The following is a 20,564-nucleotide window of genomic DNA, read 5'->3' on the forward strand; positions in this document are numbered from 1 at the left end:
CTCAACCAGTCGTGGCGCATTCCCAGGGCTCGCGCGGGATCTCGTGGGCCTCGCTCGCCAGGTGACGCCACAGCGTCCCTCCGTGCTCGAGGTCGAGCCGGCCGTCCGGGAAGGCGTCGGGTGCGATCTCCTGCCCGAGCGCCGTGACCGACCCGAGCACCCGGTGCGGGCCGAGGAGGCCGGGGGCGAGAGAGCTCGCGTCCAGGTCGAGCGACTCGACCAGGACGGGGCGGCCGTCGTGCCCGTACGCCGACCAGGTGGTGCTCGCCCGGCCGGGGCGTTCGCCGTGCCGGCCGAGGACCAGGGTCTCGCGGAGTGCGAGCCGGGCGCCCGGCGCGAGGGTGACCCGGGTGTCACGGGTGACGTCGGCGCCGGCGGAGACGACGAACGGCTCGCCCGCCCAGACCAGGGTGGCGCCCGCCGCCAGGGCGATCCGGACCGACCAGGACGCCCGCCCCCCGTCCATGTCGTACGCCACCGTCCCGGCCGGCTCGACCAGGGTCAGGCTCGCGCCCTCCCCCACCTCGACGTCGATCGTGACGTGGTCGCCGGCCAGCAGCATCGCGCCGTCGGGGACCAGCGAGATCCGCGCGGAGCGGGCGTCGCTGGCGAGCAGCATCGGGCGCAGCGCCGGCGCGGTCGCCGGGCCGGCGACGTCGGTCTGCACCCGCACCCGGCCGCCGTCGACCGCCCCGACCCGCACCCGGGTCAGGGAGCCGCTGGCCAGCTCAGGCGTGCTGATGGTCGTGGACATGCTCGGCGTCGTGATCGTGGGCGTGGCTGGTGCCGTCCGCGTGGAAGTGCGGCGCCATCGGCCCGGGGTCGGCGGGGACGAGGGACCCACCGCGGTGCCGGGCCAGCTCGGACCTGACCCAGCCGATCAGCGCCTCGACGGAGGCCCGGTCGGTGCGGGAGAGTGCGATGACCGGACGGCCCTCGCGAACCGACCCCGCGTCGGAGACCATCGCGTCCGGGTCGACACCGACGTACGGGGCCAGGTCGGTCTTGTTGACCACCAGCAGGTCGGCGCGCTCGATGCCGGGACCGCCCTTGCGGGCGACGTCGCCTCCGCCGGCGACGTCGATCAGGAAGATCTGGGTGTCGACCAGCGCCGGGGAGAAGGTCGCGGTGAGGTTGTCACCGCCCGACTCGACCAGGACCACGTCGAGCGGCGCGAACTCCTCCTCGAGTTCCTCGACGGCGATCAGGTTGGCGGTGACGTCGTCGCGGATGGCGGTGTGCGGGCAGGCGCCGGTCTCGACCGCCTTGATGCGGGCCGGGTCGAGCACCCCCGCGGAGCGGAGGAAGCGGGCGTCCTCGTCGGTGTAGATGTCGTTGGTGACCACGCCGATCTCCAGGTCGGCGGAGAGCTCGCGGCACAGCAGCGCGATCAGCGAGCTCTTGCCGGTCCCGACGGGGCCGCACACTCCGATGCGCAGTCCCCTGCCGTCCGTCGTCCCATCCTTCGTCACAGTTTCAGGCACTGAACAACCTCCTGGTCGTGTCGGCGTGGGCCAGAGCCCACAGGTCGAGCTGGGGCGCACTGGGCGCCGGGATCTGATGAGGGTCGGTGAGCGGGGCGACCTCGGTGGCGAGCCGCTCCGCCTCGGGGAGCAGGTCGTGCACCCATGAGGTGGCGTCGAGCGGGTCGAGGGGCAGCAGCTTGAGGGCTGCCGAGGCGACGGTCTGCAGGTCGTCGTACGCCACCAGCCGGCCCAGCGACGCCGGCGCGAGGCCACCGGTGGCGGCCGCCGCGGCCAGGACGAGCGGACGGCACGGCCGCTCGAGGGCGGCCACCTCCGCGACGTGCGGCGAGTCCGGGAACAGCCGCCTGACCAGGCGCAGCAGTGCCCGGCCGAGGGTGCGCGAGGTGTCCCGCATCGGCGCCGCCGGGGTGCGTGCCGCCCACGCGTCCAGGACCGGCTCCAGCGGCAGCCCGGCGCGCAGCCGGTGCAGTCCCACCACCGCCGTGCCGGCCTCGACCCGTACGACGCTGGCCAGTCGCGACCGCATGAAGACCGGCACCTGCTCGGCGGTGAGGCCGGAGCGTACGGCCGCCTCCAGCTGGCCCGACTGGGTGTGGCCGGCGACCGGGAGGCGGGCGTCGGCCAGCAGCATCATGAGCAGGTTCTCGGACATCGCGCTCAGAACATCGAGTAGAGCTGCGTCAGCGGCAGCTCGGTCGCGGGGGCGGGCTCGATCAGCTCGCCGTCGACTTGGATGCGGAACGTCTCGGGCTCGACCCGGATGTCCGGGGTCGCGTCGTTGTTGATCATCTGTGCCTTCCCGATCTCCCGGGTCGGCTCGATCCCGACGAGGCGGCGGCGCAGGCCGAGGCGGTCCGCGAGCCCGGCATCCAGCGCCGACGGAGCGACGAACGAGACCGCGTGATCAGCCCCCGGCCCGACCAGCGCCGGCCGCATGAGCACCGGCTGCGGGGTCGGGATCGAGGCGTTCGGGTCGCCGAGAGCACCCCAGATCAGGGCGCCGGCCTTCATGACGACCTCGGGCCGGATGCCGAAGAACCGCGGGTCCCACAGGACCAGGTCGGCCATCTTGCCGGGCTCGACGGAGCCGACCTCGGCGGCGATCCCGTGGGCGATGGCGGGGTTGATCGTGTATTTCGCGACGTACCTCTTCGCTCTCACGTTGTCGGCCGGACCGCCCAGCGGGCCGAGGCGGGCCTTCATCGCGTGGGCGACCTGCCAGGTGCGGCAGATGACGTCGCCGATCCGGCCCATCGCTTGGGCGTCGGAGGAGGTGATGGACAACGCACCGAGGTCGTGGAGCACGTCCTCGGCGGCGATCGTCGTCGCCCGGATCCGGGACTCGGCGAAGGCGAGATCCTCGGGTACCCGCGGGTTGAGGTGGTGGCAGACCATCAGCATGTCGAGGTGCTCGGCGACGGTGTTGACGGTGTGCGGCAGGGTCGGGTTGGTCGAGCCGGGGATGACGTGCGGCAGCGAGGCGACCGACAGGATGTCGGGCGCGTGCCCTCCCCCGGCGCCCTCGGCGTGGAAGGCGTGGATCGAGCGGCCGGCGATCGCGGCGACGGTCGACTCCAGGTAGCCCGCCTCGTTGAGCGAGTCCGAGTGGAGCGTGACCTGCAGGCCGTGCTCGTCGGCGGCCCGCAGCGCGGCGTCGATCGCGGCCGGGGTCGAGCCCCAGTCCTCGTGGACCTTGTAGGCGGCGGCGCCGGCCAGCGCCTGCTCGGCCAGCCCGGCGGCGGAGACGGTGTTGCCCTTGCCCATCAGCAGGAGGTTGACCGGAAGGTCGTCGAGCGCGCGGTGGACGGTCGCCAGGTGCCACGGCCCCCCGGTGACCGTGGTGGCCTTGGAGCCCTCCGAGGGTCCGGTGCCGCCGCCGCCGATGGTGGTGGTCCCGGTCGAGATCGCCTCGACGATCTGGGACCGGGAGAGGAGATGTACGTGGACGTCGATGGCCCCGGCGGTGAGGATCTTCCCCTCACCACTGACCACGTCGGTGCCCGGCCCGATGATCAGGTCGGGGTGGACGCCGTCGGCGATGTCGGGGTTGCCGGAGCGCCCCAGGGCGACGATCCGGCCCGCGCGGATCCCCACATCGGCGCGGACGATGCCCCAGTGGTCGAGCACCAGGGCGTTGGTGATCACCGTGTCGAGTGCACCGTCTGCCGAGGAGACCGTGGACTGGTTCATCGACTCGCGGATCGACTTGCCGCCGCCGAAGACCGACTCCTCACCGCCCACGGTCAGGTCGTCCTCGACCTCGATCCACAGGTCGGTGTCACCCAGGCGCACCTGGTCGCCGGTCGTGGGGCCGTAGAGCGCGGCGTACTCGGTCCTGCTGATCTCCACCATCACGCCTCCTCGATCTGGCTGTGCTTGATCTGGATGCCGGGTACGACGCGGGCACCCTTGAACGCCACGATCGCGACCTCCCGGGACGCACCCGGCTCGAACCGGCGCGAGGTGCCCGCGGGGATGTCGAGGCGGAAGCCCTCGGCTGCCTCACGGTCGAAGGAGAGCGCCGAGTTCACCTCGGCGAGGTGGATGTGGGACCCGATCTGGACCGGCCGGTCGCCGGTGTTGAGGACGACCAACGTACGCCGCTCCGACTCGCTCCGGTCGGTGTTGAGCCGGATGGTGCCGTCGGCGACGCGTACGGCTCCGGGGCCGCTGGACTGCATGGACATCTCCCGCTTCAGGCGATGGGCTGGTGGATGGTGACGAGCTTGCGGCCGTCGGGGAAGGTGGCCTCGACCTGCACCTCGACGAGCATGTCGACCACGTCGGGCATGACCTGCTCGCGGGTCAGCACGGCGCGGCCCTGGGTCATCAGGTCGGAGACCAGGGCGCCCTCCCGGGCCCGCTCGATCACCCAGGTGGACAACAGCGCGACCGACTCGGGGTAATTGAGGAGCACCCCGCGGGCGAGCCGGTCGCGCGCGACCATCCCGGCCACGGACAGCAGCAGCTTCTCGGTGTCGGACGGGGTCAGATGCATGGCGCCAACTCTCGACTCTCTAGACGGCCAACTGGGATCGGACGTGCTCGTGGGCCCCGGACCCGCCGTCACCGCTCGCGGTGATCCGGCCGGACTCGAGGATGTAGTAGGCAGAGGCCGTACGCAGCGCGAACCCGACATGCTGCTCGACCAGCAGCACGCTGAGGTCACCGCGTCCGGTGAGCTCGGAGATCACCCGCTCGATCTCGGCGACCACGTTGGGCTGGATGCCCTCGGTCGGCTCGTCGAGGATGAGCAGCCTCGGCCTGGTCAGCAGCGTACGCGCGATCGAGAGCTGCTGGCGCTGACCGCCCGACAGCAGCCCGGCGCGTCGCCCGAGCAGGTCCTTCAGGGCCGGGAACAGGTCGAGCATCTCGCTGATCCCGGCCCGGTCGCCGACCAGCTGGAGGTTCTCCAGCGCGGTCATGTCGCCGAAGCTCTGCTGCCCCTGCGGGACGTAGCCGAGACCGCGCTTCACCCGAGCGCTCGGCCGCAGCGCGGTGACGTCCTCGCCGTCGAGCAGCACCCGGCCGCTCTTGGGCCGGACCAGCCCGGCCGCGGCCTTGAGCAGCGTCGTCTTGCCGGCGCCGTTGTGTCCCATCAGCGCCACCGCGGCGCCGGACGGGACCTCGAGGCTGACCTCGTGGAGCACCGTGGTGCGACCGTAGCCGCCGGTGACCGACTCGATCCTCAGCATCAGGCGTCCTCCCCCGTCTTCGTCTCGGTGCTCGTCGGGGCGCTCGCCTCGGTCACGGCGGCGACGGTGTCTCCCAGGTAGACCCGCTGCACCTCGGCGTCCTCGCGGATCTCGGCGGCGGTGCCCTCGGCGATCACCTTCCCGGCGTGCAGGACGGTGACGACGTCGGCGAACCGGCGGACGAAGTCCATGTCGTGCTCGATGACCACGACGGTGCGCCCCGGGCTGATCCGGCGCAACAGCTCTCCGGTCTCCTCGCGCTCCTCGGCCGACATCCCGGCGACGGGCTCGTCGAGCAGCATCACCGAGGAGTCCTGCACCAGCAGCATGCCGATCTCCAGCCACTGCTTCTGTCCGTGCGAGAGCACCCCGGCCGGACGGTCCGCGAGCTCGGTGAGCCCCACCGTCTCCAGCACTTCGGCCACCTGCTCGGGCATGCCCCGCCGCGGCAGCATCAGCCGCCACCGCGCCCGATGGACGCCGGCGGCGATGTCGAGGTTCTGCAGCACGCTCAGCTCCTCGAAGACCGTCGCGGTCTGGAACGTACGTCCCACCCCGAGGCGGGTGATCCGGTGCGATGCCAGCGTGAGCAAGTCGCGTGTGCGATAGCGCGCCTCACCACTTCCGCTCGCCAGGCCGGTCAGGGCGTCCACAAGCGTCGTCTTCCCGGCACCGTTGGGGCCGATCAGGAAGTGCAGCCGGCCGGGCTCGAGGGTCAGGGACACCCCGTCGATCGCGACGAACCCGTCGAACTCGACCCTCAGGTCACTCACCTGCAACGTCTCCACGGTCATGCCGCCACCTCCTCCCCCACCCGCGTATTCGCTTCTTCGGACCTCTCGGCCTCCGAGCGGCGCGAGACCAGGCCCTTCACCAGCCCCAACAGCTGCGCCAGCCCACCCGGCAACAGCAGGATGACCAGCACGAACAGCGCCCCCTGGAAGTAGGACCACGACCCGGGGAAGGCCTCGGAGAGCGAGGTCTCGGCGTACCCGACCAGGAGCGCGCCGACAGCGGGGCCGAGCAGCGAGGCCCGGCCACCGAGCGCGACCCCGGCGAGCAGCCCGATCGAGGCGACCACGCCGACGTCGTCGGGCGAGACGATCCCGGCGATCGGCACGAAGAGCGCGCCGCCGATCGAGGCCAGGACGGCCGCGATGACGTACGCAGCGAGCTTGACGTTCGCCGGGTCGGTGCCGAGGAAGCGGACCCGCTCCTCGCCGTCGCGCACCGCGACCAGCAGCTCACCGAAGCGGGTGCGGTAGAGCCAGGCCATCGCCAGGATCGAGACCAGCAGGATCCCGGCGGCGATGAAGTAGAGCATCCGCTTGTTGGCGGGGTCGAACAGGGCGTACCCGAAGAAACCCTGGAAGTTGTTGAGCCCGTTGGCGCCGCCGGTGGTCTTCACCTGGCCGACGAGCAGGATCGCGAAGGCTGCCGCCAGCGCCTGCGACAGGATGGCGAAGTACGCCCCCTTGATCCGCCGCTTGAACACAGCCAGGCCCAGCAGGCCCGCCACCAGTGCCGGCAGGACCAGGATGACGACGAGCGCGAGAGCGCCGCTGCGCAGCGGCTCCCACCAGCCCGGCACCGTGGCGTCGCCGTAGAGCGCCATGAAGTCCGGCACCCCGCCCGGACCGGCGTCGGCGAGCTTGAGGTGCATCGCCATCGCGTAGGCGCCGATGCCGAAGTAGAGCCCCTGGCCGAGCACCAGCATCCCGCCGCGGCCCCAGGCCAGGCCGATGCCGACCGCGGCGATGGCGTAGCAGCAGTACTTGGCCAGCAGACCGAGCCGGAAGTCCGAGAGCACCGCCGGGGCGAGGACGAGCAGGGCGACCGCGAGCAGCAGCCAGCCGACGTACGGATAGATCCTTTTCATGCCAGGCTCCTGGTGCGGACCGAGAGGATGCCCTGCGGGCGCAGCTGCAGGAAGGCGACGATCGCGAGGAAGACGATCACCTGCGCGACCGACCCGGTCAGCGCGTGGGCGAGGAACGCCTGCAGCAGACCGATGCCGAGAGCCGCCGCGATGGTGCCCTTGAGGTGGCCGATGCCACCGACCACGACGACCAGGAACGCCTGCACGATGTAGGACGTGCCGAGGTTGGGGCCGGTCGAGCCGAGCAGCGTGAGCGCCACCCCGGCCACGCCGGCGAGGCCGGAGCCGATGAAGAAGGTGGCCTGGTCGGTGCGCCGGGTGGAGATGCCGATCGTCTCGGCGAGGTCGCGGTTGCCGACCGTCGCCCGGATCTGCCGCCCGAGCGCGGTGAACCGGAGCACGGCCAGCAGCGCCGCCACGCAGACCGCGGCGAGGACGAGGATGAAGAGCCTGGTCAGCGGGAAGTCGTAGCCGAGGATCGGGATCGACCCGTCGAGCCAGCCCGGCGCGGGCACCTCCTTGGCCGGAGCCCCGAAGATGTCGCGCGCGACCTGCTGCAGGACGAGCCCGACGCCGTAGGTGACCAGCAGCGTGTCCAGCGGACGGGCGTACATCCACCGCAGCACGCTCGCCTCGAGCGCCAGCCCGAGCAGGCCGCCGATCACGAACCCCGCGGGGAGCGCGATCAGCAGGCTCAGCTCGGTGCTGGCGACGATCGTCGAGACGACATAGGCGGTGTACGCGCCGGCCATGATGAACTCGCCGTGGGCCATGTTGATCACGCCCATCTGACCGAAGGTCAGGGTGAGCCCGAGGGCGATGAGGAGCAGGACCGCACCGGCGGAGACGCCGGTGAAGACCTGGGCGAGCAGCGCGTCCAACGGGCTAGTTCTTCCACCAGTCGTAGGACTTCAGGTAGGGGTCCGGCTCGATCGGCTTGTCGCTCGACCAGACCGTGTCGATCAGGCCCTCGGAGTTGACCTGCCCGATGAGCGCGGTCTTGGCGATGTGGTGGTTCTCGCCGTTGACCTCGACGGTGCCCTCGGGCGCGTCGTAGGTGACGCCGTCGGAGGCGTCGATGACGTCCTCGACGGCGAACGAGTCGGCCTTCTCGACCATGCCCTTCCACAGGTGGAGCGAGGTGTAGGCCGCCTCCATCGGGTCGGAGGTGACCGCCTTGGCGCCGTTGGCCGCCTTGAAGTCGGTGACGAACTTCTCGTTGGCCGGGCTGTCGATGGTCTGGTAGTAGTTCCAGGCCGTGTACTGCCCCTCGAGGTTGCCCACGCCGACGCCCGGGACCTCCTCCTCGGCGATCGAGACCGAGAGCACCGGCATGGCCGAGGCGGTCAGGCCCTTGCCCTTGTACTCCTTGAAGAAGGCCACGTTGGAGTCGCCGTTGAGGGTGTTGAAGACCGCGTCCGCGCCGGCGGCCTTGACCTTGTCGACGACCGTGCCGAAGTCGGTCGAGCCCAGGGGCTGGTACTCCTCACCGAGGACCTCGATGCCGTTGGCGGCTGCGTACTGCTTGATGATCTTGTTGGCCGTGCGCGGGAAGACGTAGTCGGAGCCGACCAGGAAGATCGACTCGATCTTCTTCTCCTCCTTGAGGAAGTCGAGGGCGGGGATGATCTGCTGGTTCGTCGTCGCGCCGGTGTAGAAGATGTTGTGCGAGGACTCCAGGCCCTCGTACTGGACCGGGTAGAAGAGCAGCGCGTCGTTGCCCTCGAAGACCGGCAACATCGCCTTGCGCGAGCTCGAGGTCCAGCCGCCGAAGACGGCCGCGACGCAGTCGTCTTGGATCAGCTTGGTCGCCTTCTCGGCGAAGACGGTCGGCTCGGACTGCCCGTCCTCGCTGACGATCTCGAGCTTCTTGCCGAGCACGCCGCCGTCGGCGTTGATCTCCTCGGCCGCCATGGACAGGGACTTGAAGACGGTCGTCTCGCTGATCGCCATCGTGCCGGACAGGGAGTTGAGGAAGCCGATCTTGACGGTGTCACCGCTGGTGTCGACGCAGCTCTCGCTGCTCGCGGAGTCACCGGTCTTCGCGCCGCCGCACGCGGTCGCGGTCATGCCCAGGGCGAGCACCGAGCTGGCCGCGAGGACGCGGCTCGAGAATTTCGTACGCACGGGTTGGGGGTCCTTCCATCGGACAATTGCTCTCGAATGGAAGGAATCTAGGGACGGCTTGTTTCGCCGATGTGTCAGGCCCGGCGAGGATTTGTTTCCAGATGGAAACGCCGAAAGTCGGCAGAGGTCAGACGAGTCGGTCGAGGAGGGCCCTGAGGTCGCGGACGACGTCGACGACGGGCTCGGTCTGCTGCCGGGCCCGGATCTCGCGGGCGACCGAGGCGCCCACCGGCGAAAGCGCGACGACCGCGCGACGCTTGTCCTCGGCGTGGACCTTGCGCAGCACCAGGCCGCGCTCGGCGAGGCGGTCGACGTGACGGGTCAGCGTGCCGGCCGGGAGCGCGGCGCCGTCGGCGAGCCGCGTCATCGTCTGGCCGGGCTCGTCGAGCAGCACGCTGAGGATGCGCCACTGCTCCGCGGTGAGGTCGAAGTCGGCGTACACCTCGGCGAGCGCGCGCTCGATCCGGCGCTGCGCCCGGGCGAGCAGCACGGCCAGATCCGTGCCGGCCGTCTCGGCAACCTTCATGAGTCCTCCCCACGATCGCTGTCTGCCGTACCCTAACCATCCAACGGCTCAATGGTGAGTCATCAGGGCAACATTCCGTTCGGGAGCAGGTGTCGATGACCCCACCGTCGTTCACCCCGTCCTCCCATGCCCTCCTGGGCCTCGCACCCCGTCCTCCGGGGGCGGTCTCGATCGCATTCGTGGTGCCGATGCAGGGCCCGACCGGCATCTACGGGCCCGGCTGTCTGGCCTGCGGCGAGCTGGCCGCCGACGACCTCAACACCGGAGGCGGCATCGCCGGGCGACCGGTCGAGCTGGTCGCGGTCGACGCCGGGCGGGCCCCCGAGGAGGTCGCCGCCGAGGTGGCCCGGCTGGTCGAGCTCGGCCGAGTCGACGCCATCGCCGGCTGGCACATCTCAGCCGTACGTCAGGCGATCACCGCCCGCGTCGGCGGCAGGGTCCTGTATGCCTTCGCGGCCATGCACGAGGGCGGCGACGAGACTCCTGGTGTCTTCATGATCGGCGAGCGCCCGGTCAACCAGCTGCTCCCCGCCGCCGCCTGGATGCGCGCCAACCATGGCGTCTCCCGCTGGGCGGTGGTCGGCAACGACTACGTCTTCCCGCGGGTCACCGGCTCGACGGCACGTGCGGCGTTGCACGGTTCGCCCTCGCAGGTCGTGAGCGAGACGTACGTCCCGCTGGGGACGCGCGACTTCGCCGGCGTGCTGCGTAGGCTCGAGGGCGGCGAGCAGGACGGCGTGATCATGCTGCTGATGGGGCAGGACGCGGTGCACTTCAACCGCCAGTTCGCCGCCGCCGGGCTGAGCTCCTCGCTGACCCGGCTGAGCCCGGCGATCGAGGAGAACACCCTGCTCGCCGGCGGTGCCGGCGCCAACGCCAACGTCTTCGCCGCCGCTGCCTACTTCGACGGCCTCACCACCCCCGAGTCGGCCGGTCTGGCCGAGCGCTACTACCGCCGCTTCGGCGAGTACGCGCCCTCCCTCAACGCGGTCGGCGAGTCCTGCTACGAGTCGCTGATGTTCCTGCGTCAGGTCGGCGACGCCTGCGGCTCCCTCGAGGTCGAGCCCGCGCTGCACCTCGCCGAGCGCCACAGCTACTCCAGCCCCCGCGGCCTGATGCGCATGCACGGCAACCTCGTCGACCAGGACGTCTACATCGCCGCCGCCGACGGCCTCCGCTTCGAGATCCAGGAACAGATCGCGTACGCGTCCTAGCTGTTCTGACCACGGACGTTAGGTACGGCGGGCCGACTGGACGATGACGAAGACCTCCGGGTGAGGTGTGGAGCTACCACGCACCCACATCCACCACGGAGGTCTTCGTGTCCCACGCTAACGCCACCCTCACACCAGCGGGACGTCTGCGCCTAGCCAAACTCGTCGTCGACAAGGGCTGGTCCTACGCCAGGGCCGCTGAGCGGTTCTCCGTCGGTGTCACGACCGCGCGGCGCTGGGCCCAGCGCTATCGCGAGCTCGGCAAGGCCGGGATGGTCGACCGATCCTCGCGTCCGCACCGCTGCCCGAACCGGCTGCCGCAGCGGACCGAGCGACGGATCGTGAAGCTGCGGGTGACGCGGCGCTGGGGACCAGCCCGGATCGCCTACCACCTCGGCCAGAACCCCTCCACCGTTCACCAGGTCCTTCGACGCAACGGCTGCCCGCGACTGAAGTGGACCGACCCGGCCACCGGCGCCCGGATCAAGACCTCCTCACGAGACAAGCACCGCTACGAACACCCAGCACCCGGCGACCTGATCCACGTCGACGTCAAGAAGCTCGGCAAGATCCCCGACGGCGGTGGGTGGAGGGTCTTCGGTCGGGACTCGGCACAGGCGCGAGCAACTCACGCGGCCCGCGACCGGGCAGGCCGAGCCGGTGCCGCGTCCTCGCGCGGCTACGTCTATCTGCACCACGCCGTCGACGACCATTCCCGGCTGGCCTACTCCGAGATCCTCAGTGACGAGCGTAAGGAGACCGCAGCAGCGTTCTGGAAGCGCGCCAAGAGGTTCTTCGCCGCCCACGGCATCACCGTCAAGGCCGTGCTCACCGACAACGGTTCCTGCTACCGCAGCCGGCTCTGGGCCAAAACGCTCGGCCGGCGGGTCAAGCACCGACGCACGCGGCCGTATCGACCACAGACCAACGGCAAGGTCGAACGGTTCAACCGGACACTGCTCGAAGAGTGGGCCTACGCCACGACCTACACCTCAGAAGCCGACCGAGCAGCCACATACCCCGCATGGCTGCATCACTACAATCACCACCGCGGCCACACCAGCCTCAAAGGCAAGTCACCAATCGACCGCGTACCCAACCTCCCCGGCCAGAACACCTAGCTCGACCGTGCGTCATGCGGCGAGGGCGTGGTCGAGCAGTACGTCGCGCAGGCTGAGCTCGACCCGGGACAGGGGTGGTGGGTCTTGTGCCCAGGTGTCGGGTGGTGGGCTGGTGTAGGTGTGGCCGGTGGGTGTGATGGTGGTGATGCTGCCGTCGGGCCCTGGTCTGGCCTGCCAGCCGATCGCTTCCTTCGCTTGATTGCAGCGTTCGCAGAGCCCTTGGAGGTTCTGGGCGCTGGTGCTGCCGCCGTCCGCGTGGCGTTGGACGTGGTCGATGTTGCGGATGGGGGCATCGCAGCCGACGGTCCGGCAGGCCCCTCCGTCGCGGGTGGTGATGAACTCCGCGAGTCCCTCGGGTGCCTTCCTCGAGCGGGATTCCATCGCGACCAGTTGGCCGGCGGGGTCGGTGAACAGGCGCCGGACGAACACCTCGGCGTCGGCCAGTGCCTCGCGGGCCCAGGCTGCGGGGACGGGGCCGTAGCCCTCCACCATGGCCGGCTGATCGCTGGTGCTCGCGAGCGAGTCGGCGGTCATCACGATCTTGACCTCGATCCGCGGCTTCGCCTCAGCAGTGCTGCGGCCGGTAATGCGGTCGACCAGCGTGTCGGCCATGACCTGACCCCGGGTGCGTTCGTCTCCGGCGGCACGGGCGGCGTTCGCGGCCTGGTCCAAGGCCGCGAACACAGCGACTCCGTCCTTGACCGCGAGCAGTGCACCGAGCCAGGTCATAGTGTCGGGTGCCGGCCGCAGGCTGACGCGGCGGTCCGTGGTCGCGTTGGCGGCTCGGGCGACTATGGATGCTTGGTCGAGGGTGATCGCAAGCTTCTTGGCAGCGTTCTCGAGCTGCCGTAGACCCATCGCCGCTGCCTTCGCCAGTTCACCGTCGGGTCTGGTGGCGCAGAGCTCGTGATCGATGACCCGGCGGTCCTCGCGTGAGAGGCAGGCGGTCTCGCGGGCCAGGATGGTGGCCTGCCACTGCGAGAACGACCCGTTCTTCATCAGGGCGAAGGTGTGGGGCATCTCGGTGAGGAGGATCTTCGCCAGCCCGAGCAGCTTCGCACCCCGATCGGGTGAGACTCGTCGCGCGAGCGCGATCTGGGAGGCCACTCCTTCGCCCAGCTTGCGGGCAGGAACTCCCGCTTGGAGCTGGCGTGCCCGAGCGGCTTCCTCGAGACGTACCGACGCTTCTGCTTGGACCGCCTCCGCGGTGCACTTGACCTCTTCGAGGCGTGCGATCCAGTCGACCAGCTCTCGCTCGGACGCACCGGGAGGTGGCCCGTCGAGGAGGCGGTCGATCGTCTCGTACATGTGCTTTATTATATGCGATCGATCACCATATAGCCACTCATTTCTGCTGGTCAAAGGCCAGTTACGGAGTCCGCGAACAAGTCGCGCGAGTGCTGCGCCACACTCTCGCCGCCGCCCCGATACAGGCGAAATCTTTCTCGATCGGGTGTCGAGTCAAGGATGGCCGAAGGCCACCGCGAAGCGGCGCCCGAAGGGCGTCCTTGACGCGGCGCGCGATCGAGAAACACTAGAGACCGGGTCGGCGGCGAACCCTGAAACGAAGAACAGTCGTCAAGCGAGGTTTCCTCAAGCGTGGTCTCGACAAGCTCGACCACCGGTGCAAGTAGACCCCACAGAGAACGAGATCCACGTATCGACCACACCCCCAACCGCCACGGTCTCAGACCACGACCGATCACACCCCGCGGTGACCCGCTCCCAGAACCGCGCAGCAGCACGATTCCGCTCCTGATAGGCGACCTTCCACTCCCCCGGCGCATCAGAGACGACAGCCCGAGCGAACTGGAGCCCGAGCCCACCACGGCGAGCACCGGCGACGACGAAGAAGCTGTTCAGGACGCGTACGGGCTGGTCGGCATCACGAACGAGCGCGAACCCGATCGGGTGGACTCCGGCGGTGAGGATCCAGGCGCGCCAGCCGGGTTCGGAGCGGAGGGCGGCGTCGAGGCGCTCGGTGCGGAAGGTGCCGTCGGCGAACGGGAGGGTCGAGCTGAACCCCGACATGTCGTGGCGGAACAGCAGCCAGAGATGGCGGAGGGCGAGATGATCCTCGGGCCGAGCGAGGCGAGCGGTGACAGGGTTCGGGATGTCGTCGAGGTCGGTGTGGAGAGTGGTCATACGCGAAAGCCTCGAAGCGCGGTGCGCTTCGAGGCCTGGGGACATTCTCTCATGGCTCGCGGCGAGGGGTCCCGGGAAAATCGACGGCGGCCGAATGACGCAGGTCACTAGAGTCGTCGGCGATGACCACAGAGACCGGTTCAGGTGAGGAGATCCTGGCGCTGATCCACCCGGACGCCGACCACAAGGACGCGGAAGCCACGCTCCTCGCGGCCGGATGGAGACGGTGCGGAGCAGGTGACTGGGCCATCGCACTGAGCTCGCCGGATGGACGCGCAGCGGCCCGGATCAGCCCGTTCGATCCGGCAGGCGCGTACAACACGGCCTTCTACCGCGAGGCGGCTCCGACCGGTCAGGTGCCGGCGCTATTCGGCCATCGCAAGCTCACCGGTGGTGGGGACCTGCAGATCCTCGAGCTCCTCGAACCCGTTGCGGAGGACGAGGCGACGACGTTCGTACGCACGATCCAGGAGCCCGGCGGCGAGCTCCTCGCGGTGGCGCTCCGGATCCACGAGCGGATGAGGCGGGAGCAGCCGTGGCCAGGACCCCTCGACTTCAACCCGACCAACGTGATGCGCAGGGGCGACGGCGGGCTCGTGATGCTGGACGTCTTCGCCCTCGACGGGCCGCGGCTGTACGGGACGGCGGCGACGGACCCTGACGTCGTGGCCGCCCGGATCCCGGCGATCGAGCGGCGGTTCATCGCCGAGATCCCGCTCGCCACGACGGGCGGGCGCGAGGACGAGCAGATGCGCGCGATCGGTGCAGCCCTCGACGGGGCCGACGCCCGCAGGCGCGCTCAGCAGCGACAGCGGACGGCGCCCCGGTCCGGGTGATCGCTCACCCGGACCGAGACGCCGTCGGCGGGGTCAGGCGATGTGGAAGTCGCTCACGTTGACGTCCACGGCCTCGACGTCGATGTCGAAGTAGTCCTCGACCGCCTCGATGACCCGGGTGCGGATGGTGACGGCGTTGGCCTTCACCGGCGTGCCGTACGCGATCACGTAGGAGACGGTGATGGTCGCGACGTCGTCGACGATGTCGACCACGGTGCCCTCGTCGTCGATCGCGTGCACACCCTCGACCTTGGCGACGATGTGGTGGACCAGGCGCTCGACGAGGCCCTCGCTCACCGTCGACCTGCCGCGCTCCTCGCGGGCGGCACGGGCGGCGCGCAGCACACCGGTCAGGGTCGAGTCGGCGGTCGGCTCCGGCTCGACGACCGGCTCAGGCGCGAACCCGGGGGCCGGGGCCTCGGTCACGACCTCCTCGGACGCGGCAGGCTCCTCGACAGGCTCGGTATCCTCGGCCACGGCGTCGGTGACCTCATCGGCGGGCGCCTCGTCGACGACCACCTCAGCGGCCTCGGCCTCGGTCTCCTCGGATGCCTCCTCGTCGATGTCGGTCGGCTGGACGGCCTCCTCGGTCACCTCGGCCTCCTCGACCACAGCGGCAGGCTCGTCAACAGCCTCCTCCGCGGCCTCGGCAGTCACGTCGGCATCCTCGACCTCGGCGGTCTCGTCGGCCTCGGGAGCCGGGACGACGTCCTCGGTCTCCACCGGCGCCTCCTCGGCAGCGACCTCGTCGACGGCGACCTCGTCGACGGCGACCTCGTCGACAGCGATCTCCTCGTCGCCCTCGACCGACTCGGTCACGTCGGTGACCTCCTCAGCCTCGTCCACCACCTCGTCGGCCGGCTCGGCGTCGACGTCCACCGACTCGGCCGGATCGGCCGACTCGAACGCCTCCTCTGCCTCGGCATCGGTCAGCTCGTCCTCCGCCTCACCGACGGTCTCCTCGGTCGCCTCGGCATCCGGCTCGACCGATCCGGTCTCGTCGGCCGACTCGACGGACTCCACGACCTCGACCTCGGACGCCTCACCCTCGTCCGCGGTCACCACGACGTCCTCGACCTCGGTCGGCTCCTCGACAGCGACCTCCTCGGCGAGCGCCTCACCCTCCGGCTCGGCGACGGTCTCCTCGGCATCGTCGGCCTCGATCGCGTCAGCGGGCTCGAACGTGTCCTCGGCGTCGACCTCGACCTCGGCCGCCTCGACGACGTCCTCGGTCGCACCCTCGACGACAGCGTCCTCGGCGTCGACCTCGTCCGCGGTCTCCGTCACCTCGGCGTCGGCAACGTCGGTGTCGGCAACGTCGGCGTCGGCAACGTCCGCAACGGGATCGGTCTCGACCGGCGCCTCGTCGACAGCGGCGTCCTCCACAGCGGTCTCCTCGGCCTCCTCGACCTCCTCGACGGTCTCGGCGACACGGGCTTCGGCGTCGACGCCCTCGAGCGGCGCCTCGTACGTGCCCTCGGTCTCGACCACCTCGGCCGAAACCTCGTCAACAGGAGCCTCGACGGGCTCGGTCTCGGCGACCTCACCCACGATGTCGCTGCCGACCTCGACCTCCTCCACCACGAGCTCGGCCACCTCGGCGGCCGGGGTCTCCTCGGTGTCGGTGACAACGTGCTCGGGGTCGGAGAGCGGGTCGACCGAGGGGGCCTCGACGAGGGGCTCGATGACGGTCTCGGCAATCGGCTCGGCAACCGGCTCGACGGCCGGCTCGAGGGACGGCTCGGCAACCGGCGGCGCAGGGGGCTCGGTGACGTACGCGCTGGCCTCGGGGGCGGCCAGGTTCTCGCCGTAGGCGGGAGCGGAGACGGCGGTCGACTCCCCCTCCCCGGCCTTTGGCTGCTCGTTCTTGTGACGGTTGAAGATGCCGCTGATGAAGTCGGACATGGCGTCGCATTCCTTCGAGTGGAGGGAGGGTTGTGGTCGAGCGCTCACAGCTGGGCGTGATGCTAGGGCTGGCACGCGGTGAGTCGGGTCACGTGTCTTCGATTCCCCTGTCTTGTACCCCAACGGTGACCGGGATGAGGACCCTCTGTGTCAAACCTTCCGGGGAGATTCGCCCACCGTTCAGCCAACGTCGGAGACCCGCCGGAGCACGCGCTGTAGAACGACGGAAGAGCACGTACGTCACGACAAATCGCCGAGGGAGAGACGATGAATCCACTGCTGCTCCCACTGGTCGCCGCACAGGCCGCATACGTCCACCGGACCATCGGCAAGGAGCCCCGTCCGGAGGGCCCGACGAAGGGTTTCGTGCCCGGCCCGGAGGCCGAGGACGGAGCCGGCCGGCTGCGTCTGCTGGTGATCGGCGACTCGTCCGCGTCGGGCCGCGGCGCGCCCACGCACGACCTCGCCTTCGCCGGGTCGATGGCGCGTGCGATCGCGAAGCGGACCGAGCGTCCGGTCGAGTGGCGGGCGCTGGGAAAGTACGGCGCGACGAGCGAGCGGATCCGGCACGGCATCCTGACGAAGGTGACCGGCGAGTGGGACCTCGCGGTGCTCCTGGTGGGCGTCAACGACATCCTCGCGCGCCGCTCGGTCGAGGCCTGGACGCGAGACCTGACGGCGATCGTCGAGACCCTCCAGGAGCACGCCGCCCACACCGTGCTCCCCGGGATCCCGGAGTTCGGCGCGTTCCCATCGCTCCCCCGCACCCTGCGGCGCTACCTCGCCGAGCGCGGGAAGGCGCTCGACGTGGCGGCGCGGCTGGTCTGCGCCGGGCGTACGTCGGTGCAGTGGGTCAGCTCGGCCGACCTGGGTCCCGCCGAGCCGTCCTTCTTCGCGGCCGACGGGTTCCACGCCTCACCGGCGGGCTATGAGCGGTGGGCGCAGGCGATCTGGGACCACGTCGATCTCTAGATCACGGGACCACGAGCTGGGCCAGCGGCACATGGTGCTGCCCCGCGTGGACGTCTCGGTCGCGCAGCGATCCCTGCGAGACCGGACGCGGGTAGGAGATCTTGACGACGTTGAGCGACGGGATCCGGAAGATCTGGACCGATCCCGGGTCGACCCGGTAGAGATCGGCGACGACACCCTCGTGGAGGAAGGTCTCGTCGGCCGCGATCCGGTAGCCGTCGGCGTCACGCATGAACAGCTCCATCGTGATCCAGAACGGCCCGGCGTTCTTGGAACGGACCTCGATCGCGAGGTCCCCCAGGGTGGTCTCAGGCATCGTTCTTCTCTCCGATCTGGGTGCTGAACTCGGTGCGGAACATCGCGGTCGGGGTGATGCTGTCGACGGCGTGGTTGAGCACGAACTCGTACGCAGCACCCCGCTCGACCTCGGCGGGCGATCCCGGGAACGCCAGGCTGGGCAGGTAGTCCATGTCCTGGGCCGGCAGGTGCAGCATCAACGGGTTGGCGACCTTGGCGACCGCGGTGGCCAGCGCCTGGTCGGCGGCGCGGACGAGCAGCATCACGCCGACCTCGCGCGGCGGCTCGGTGGACGGGTCGAGATCACCGAGGACGGCGTCGTAGCCGTAGAGACGCAGGTCGTAGTCGTAGTCGTCCCTGGTCAGGCCGAGGGTCTGCTCGACGCGCTCGGTGAAGACAAGATGCATCAACGAGGCCCAGCCCTCGATGTCCTTCAGGATCAGCGGGTCGCGGATCGCCGTGAAGGACATCGTCTCGTAGCCGGTGATCCGGGCGCCCTCGAGCTTGTTCGTGTGCTGCTCGGCGTGGTGGAACCGCGAGCCCTCGACCCGCACCCGGCGGTCGTCGAGCGCGGCGTAGACGGCGTCACGCACGTCCAGCGTGCCGTCCGGCTCTCTCATCAGATACGGGTTCGCCGTCTCGTACAGCATGTGGGCGGCCACCGAGATCGGCGTGCAGGCGGCGCTCTCGTCGAGCGGCTCGATGGTGAACCCGGTGCGGTCGACGGTCGCGAAGACCCCGCCCGCGCGCGGGTTGGTCGTGCACTGACCGCCGCACTCGACGATCTTGGCCGCGTGCCAGCTCGGTCCGGCGGGCATCCCCTTCAGCAGCGCGTACGCAGCCGCGTTGGCCGTGTCGGTCGCCCGCCCGGCCAGGACCACCTGAGCACCGGCGGCGAGGGCTTCGGCGATCGGCTCGTGGCCCATCATCGCGACGATGTGGGTGCAGTCCTCGAGGGTCGCGACGTCGAGGTCGCCCAGCGGTGGGAGCGGGTGGATCCGGCCGGCCTCGAGCGGCTCCTTCAGGTCGGCCGCGCGCTGCTCGCTGTAGATCCGGGCGACCTTCATCGACAGGCCCTCCTCGGCGAGCAGGTCGGCGACGATCCCTGCGACCCAGTCGACGCCGTCGTCGGTGCCGCTGGTGCCGCAGGAGCCGACGACGAGCGGGATGCCGGCCCCGGCGGCGGCACGGAGCAGGATCCGCAGGTCGCGGGCGACCGCCGCGGCGGTGGTCTTCGGCTTCGAGGCGCCCAGGTAGTAGGGACCGGAGTCGGTGGAGCCGCCGTCGACGGCGATCACGTCGGCGCCCAGGTCGATCCCGCGCGCGATCGTCTCCTCCGGGAACCCGGCACCGAGCATCCCGCTGGGCACCAGGATGCTGACGGAGTCAGCGTTGTCGCTGGTCATCTGTTGTCTCTCTTCTCGATCAGGTGGGCGTTGACAGCGTGTTGCGGGCGGCCGGCCAGCGCGTCGAGGAGCTCGCGGGCTCCCTCGATGCCGGCGGCCCGGCGGGCCTCGGCGGTCTGCCCGGCCAGGTGGGAGTGGACGACGATCCCGGGCACTCCGCGCAGCGGGCTACCGGCCGGGAGCGGCTCCTCGGCGACCACGTCGAGCGCGGCGCCGGCGATCCGGCCCTCCCGTACGGCGGCAGCGAGCGCGTCCTCGTCGACGATCGCGCCGCGGGCGGTGTTCACGAGCACCGCGCCGGGCTTCATCAGTGCGAACGCGGCGGCGTCGAGCAGCCCGCGGGTCCGTGGGGTGAGTGCGGTGTGGACCGACACGAAGTCGGCCTCGGCCAGCAGCGCGGGCAGCTCCACGAACGCGACATCCCCGTCGGAGCGCTCGGCGTCGGGCACCCCGGTCGTGCACAGCACGCGCATCCCGAACGCCCTGGCCAGCGGGACCACCGCACGGGCGGCCGCGCCGTAGCCGATCAGCCCCAGCGTCGAGCCGCGCAGCTCGCGGCCGTCCCCGCGCGGCCAGCCGCCGGCGGCAACGCCGGCCGCGCTCTCGACCAGCCTGCGGGCGGAGGCGAGAAGCAGGCCCATCGTGTACTCCGCGACCGCGTTGGCATTGATCCCGGGCAGGTTGCTGACCGTGATCCCGGCACGCGCGGCCGCCTCGACATCGATCGCGTCGTAGCCGACCCCGGTGCGTACGACCGCTCTCAGACGGTCGGCGGAGGCGAGCACCTCGGCGGTGAGGGGGTCGTGGCCGACCAGGGCGCCGTCGACCTCGGCCAGCTCCGCGACGAGGTCGCCGGACGGGTAGCGGGTCTCGTGGCCGTGGGAGCGGAGGAGCTCGTCGACCTCGTCGCCGGGCCGCAGGTAGTCGGTCGTGATCAGGATCCGGGCCACGGGC

Annotated in this window: 22 protein-coding genes; 4 read left to right on the forward strand and 18 right to left on the reverse strand. The window is 70.4% G+C overall.

Translation table 11 applies throughout. The features are described 5' to 3' along the window. Nucleotide 1: 1 nt before the first annotated feature. The 12 genes from ACWZJV_RS04250 to ACWZJV_RS04305 form a co-directional block, all read right to left on the reverse strand. Nucleotides 2-754 carry an urease accessory protein UreD gene (locus tag ACWZJV_RS04250; RefSeq protein WP_457180338.1) on the reverse strand — a complete coding sequence of 251 codons (753 nt, stop codon included), beginning with the start codon at nucleotides 752-754 and terminating at the stop codon, nucleotides 2-4. Beyond that, nucleotides 729-1,484, reverse strand: coding sequence for an urease accessory protein UreG (ureG, locus tag ACWZJV_RS04255; RefSeq protein WP_457180339.1), 756 nt, complete (start codon nucleotides 1,482-1,484; stop codon nucleotides 729-731). Before ureG ends, ACWZJV_RS04250 begins: the two co-directional genes overlap by 26 nt. Continuing rightward, nucleotides 1,477-2,139 (reverse strand): urease accessory UreF family protein, encoded by a 663-nt coding sequence (locus ACWZJV_RS04260; RefSeq protein ID WP_457180340.1) that lies wholly within the window; start codon nucleotides 2,137-2,139, stop codon nucleotides 1,477-1,479. The genes ureG and ACWZJV_RS04260 overlap by 8 nt, the downstream gene beginning before the upstream one ends. A gap of 5 nt (nucleotides 2,140-2,144) precedes the next feature. Beyond that, nucleotides 2,145-3,839, reverse strand: coding sequence for an urease subunit alpha (locus ACWZJV_RS04265; RefSeq protein WP_457180341.1), 1,695 nt, complete (start codon nucleotides 3,837-3,839; stop codon nucleotides 2,145-2,147). Continuing rightward, nucleotides 3,839-4,174 carry an urease subunit beta gene (gene ureB / locus ACWZJV_RS04270; RefSeq protein ID WP_231380232.1) on the reverse strand — a complete coding sequence of 112 codons (336 nt, stop codon included), beginning with the start codon at nucleotides 4,172-4,174 and terminating at the stop codon, nucleotides 3,839-3,841. The genes ACWZJV_RS04265 and ureB overlap by 1 nt, the downstream gene beginning before the upstream one ends. Before the next feature lie 8 nt (nucleotides 4,175-4,182). Next, the gene (locus ACWZJV_RS04275; protein ID WP_008357715.1) at nucleotides 4,183-4,485 is read right to left on the reverse strand and encodes an urease subunit gamma; all 303 of its coding nucleotides are present in this window, start codon (nucleotides 4,483-4,485) and stop codon (nucleotides 4,183-4,185) included. Between the two features lie 19 nt (nucleotides 4,486-4,504). Then, nucleotides 4,505-5,182 carry an ATP-binding cassette domain-containing protein gene (locus ACWZJV_RS04280; RefSeq protein ID WP_457180342.1) on the reverse strand — a complete coding sequence of 226 codons (678 nt, stop codon included), beginning with the start codon at nucleotides 5,180-5,182 and terminating at the stop codon, nucleotides 4,505-4,507. Continuing rightward, a complete protein-coding gene (urtD, locus tag ACWZJV_RS04285) occupies nucleotides 5,182-5,976 on the reverse strand; it encodes an urea ABC transporter ATP-binding protein UrtD (protein WP_457180343.1) in 795 nt (264 codons plus the stop codon). Before urtD ends, ACWZJV_RS04280 begins: the two co-directional genes overlap by 1 nt. Then, complete coding sequence (gene urtC / locus ACWZJV_RS04290; protein ID WP_457180344.1) at nucleotides 5,973-7,061, reverse strand: urea ABC transporter permease subunit UrtC; 1,089 nt, start codon at nucleotides 7,059-7,061, stop codon at nucleotides 5,973-5,975. Before urtC ends, urtD begins: the two co-directional genes overlap by 4 nt. Further along, nucleotides 7,058-7,942: an urea ABC transporter permease subunit UrtB gene (gene urtB, locus ACWZJV_RS04295; RefSeq protein WP_008357723.1), complete on the reverse strand. Its 885-nt coding sequence runs from the start codon at nucleotides 7,940-7,942 to the stop codon at nucleotides 7,058-7,060. Before urtB ends, urtC begins: the two co-directional genes overlap by 4 nt. Before the next feature lie 4 nt (nucleotides 7,943-7,946). Further along, on the reverse strand, nucleotides 7,947-9,188 hold the full coding sequence (gene urtA, locus ACWZJV_RS04300; RefSeq protein WP_008357725.1) for an urea ABC transporter substrate-binding protein: 1,242 nt from the start codon (nucleotides 9,186-9,188) through the stop codon (nucleotides 7,947-7,949). A 127-nt stretch (nucleotides 9,189-9,315) separates the two neighbouring features. Further along, complete coding sequence (locus ACWZJV_RS04305) at nucleotides 9,316-9,714, reverse strand: MarR family winged helix-turn-helix transcriptional regulator (RefSeq protein ID WP_457180345.1); 399 nt, start codon at nucleotides 9,712-9,714, stop codon at nucleotides 9,316-9,318. Between the two features lie 95 nt (nucleotides 9,715-9,809). Here ACWZJV_RS04305 and ACWZJV_RS04310 point away from each other — a divergent pair, with 95 nt between their 5' ends. Both ACWZJV_RS04310 and ACWZJV_RS04315 read left to right on the forward strand, forming a co-directional pair. After that, on the forward strand, nucleotides 9,810-10,928 hold the full coding sequence (locus ACWZJV_RS04310) for a substrate-binding domain-containing protein (RefSeq protein ID WP_457180346.1): 1,119 nt from the start codon (nucleotides 9,810-9,812) through the stop codon (nucleotides 10,926-10,928). Between the two features lie 107 nt (nucleotides 10,929-11,035). After that, nucleotides 11,036-12,049, forward strand: a complete 1,014-nt coding sequence (locus ACWZJV_RS04315; RefSeq protein ID WP_457176814.1) for an IS481 family transposase — start codon at nucleotides 11,036-11,038, stop codon at nucleotides 12,047-12,049. Nucleotides 12,050-12,061: 12 nt separating this feature from the next. On the opposite strand, the gene ACWZJV_RS04320 is transcribed toward ACWZJV_RS04315, so the two are convergent. Both ACWZJV_RS04320 and ACWZJV_RS04325 read right to left on the reverse strand, forming a co-directional pair. Continuing rightward, a complete protein-coding gene (locus tag ACWZJV_RS04320) occupies nucleotides 12,062-13,357 on the reverse strand; it encodes an HNH endonuclease (protein WP_457180347.1) in 1,296 nt (431 codons plus the stop codon). Nucleotides 13,358-13,642: 285 nt separating this feature from the next. After that, a complete protein-coding gene (locus ACWZJV_RS04325; RefSeq protein ID WP_457180348.1) occupies nucleotides 13,643-14,194 on the reverse strand; it encodes a GNAT family N-acetyltransferase in 552 nt (183 codons plus the stop codon). A 122-nt stretch (nucleotides 14,195-14,316) separates the two neighbouring features. Between ACWZJV_RS04325 and ACWZJV_RS04330 the strand changes: the two genes are divergently transcribed. Continuing rightward, nucleotides 14,317-15,030, forward strand: coding sequence for a hypothetical protein (locus tag ACWZJV_RS04330; protein ID WP_457180349.1), 714 nt, complete (start codon nucleotides 14,317-14,319; stop codon nucleotides 15,028-15,030). A 33-nt stretch (nucleotides 15,031-15,063) separates the two neighbouring features. On the opposite strand, the gene ACWZJV_RS04335 is transcribed toward ACWZJV_RS04330, so the two are convergent. Next, nucleotides 15,064-16,935 carry a hypothetical protein gene (locus ACWZJV_RS04335; protein ID WP_457180350.1) on the reverse strand — a complete coding sequence of 624 codons (1,872 nt, stop codon included), beginning with the start codon at nucleotides 16,933-16,935 and terminating at the stop codon, nucleotides 15,064-15,066. A gap of 267 nt (nucleotides 16,936-17,202) precedes the next feature. Here ACWZJV_RS04335 and ACWZJV_RS04340 point away from each other — a divergent pair, with 267 nt between their 5' ends. After that, a complete protein-coding gene (locus tag ACWZJV_RS04340; protein ID WP_457180351.1) occupies nucleotides 17,203-17,907 on the forward strand; it encodes an SGNH/GDSL hydrolase family protein in 705 nt (234 codons plus the stop codon). A gap of 1 nt (nucleotide 17,908) precedes the next feature. Here the strand turns inward: ACWZJV_RS04340 and ACWZJV_RS04345 are convergent, their stop codons facing one another. Genes ACWZJV_RS04345 through ACWZJV_RS04355 form a run of 3 tightly spaced genes read right to left on the reverse strand, consistent with a single transcriptional unit; the run spans nucleotide 17,909 to nucleotide 20,560 of the window. After that, nucleotides 17,909-18,223: a DUF4387 domain-containing protein gene (locus ACWZJV_RS04345; RefSeq protein ID WP_008357739.1), complete on the reverse strand. Its 315-nt coding sequence runs from the start codon at nucleotides 18,221-18,223 to the stop codon at nucleotides 17,909-17,911. Then, nucleotides 18,216-19,610: an acyclic terpene utilization AtuA family protein gene (locus tag ACWZJV_RS04350; protein WP_457180352.1), complete on the reverse strand. Its 1,395-nt coding sequence runs from the start codon at nucleotides 19,608-19,610 to the stop codon at nucleotides 18,216-18,218. The genes ACWZJV_RS04345 and ACWZJV_RS04350 overlap by 8 nt, the downstream gene beginning before the upstream one ends. Continuing rightward, nucleotides 19,607-20,560: a phosphoglycerate dehydrogenase gene (locus ACWZJV_RS04355; RefSeq protein WP_457180353.1), complete on the reverse strand. Its 954-nt coding sequence runs from the start codon at nucleotides 20,558-20,560 to the stop codon at nucleotides 19,607-19,609. The genes ACWZJV_RS04350 and ACWZJV_RS04355 overlap by 4 nt, the downstream gene beginning before the upstream one ends. Between the last annotated feature and the right edge of the window lie 4 nt (nucleotides 20,561-20,564).

The sequence above is a fragment of the Nocardioides sp. WG-D5 genome, from assembly GCF_054031175.1.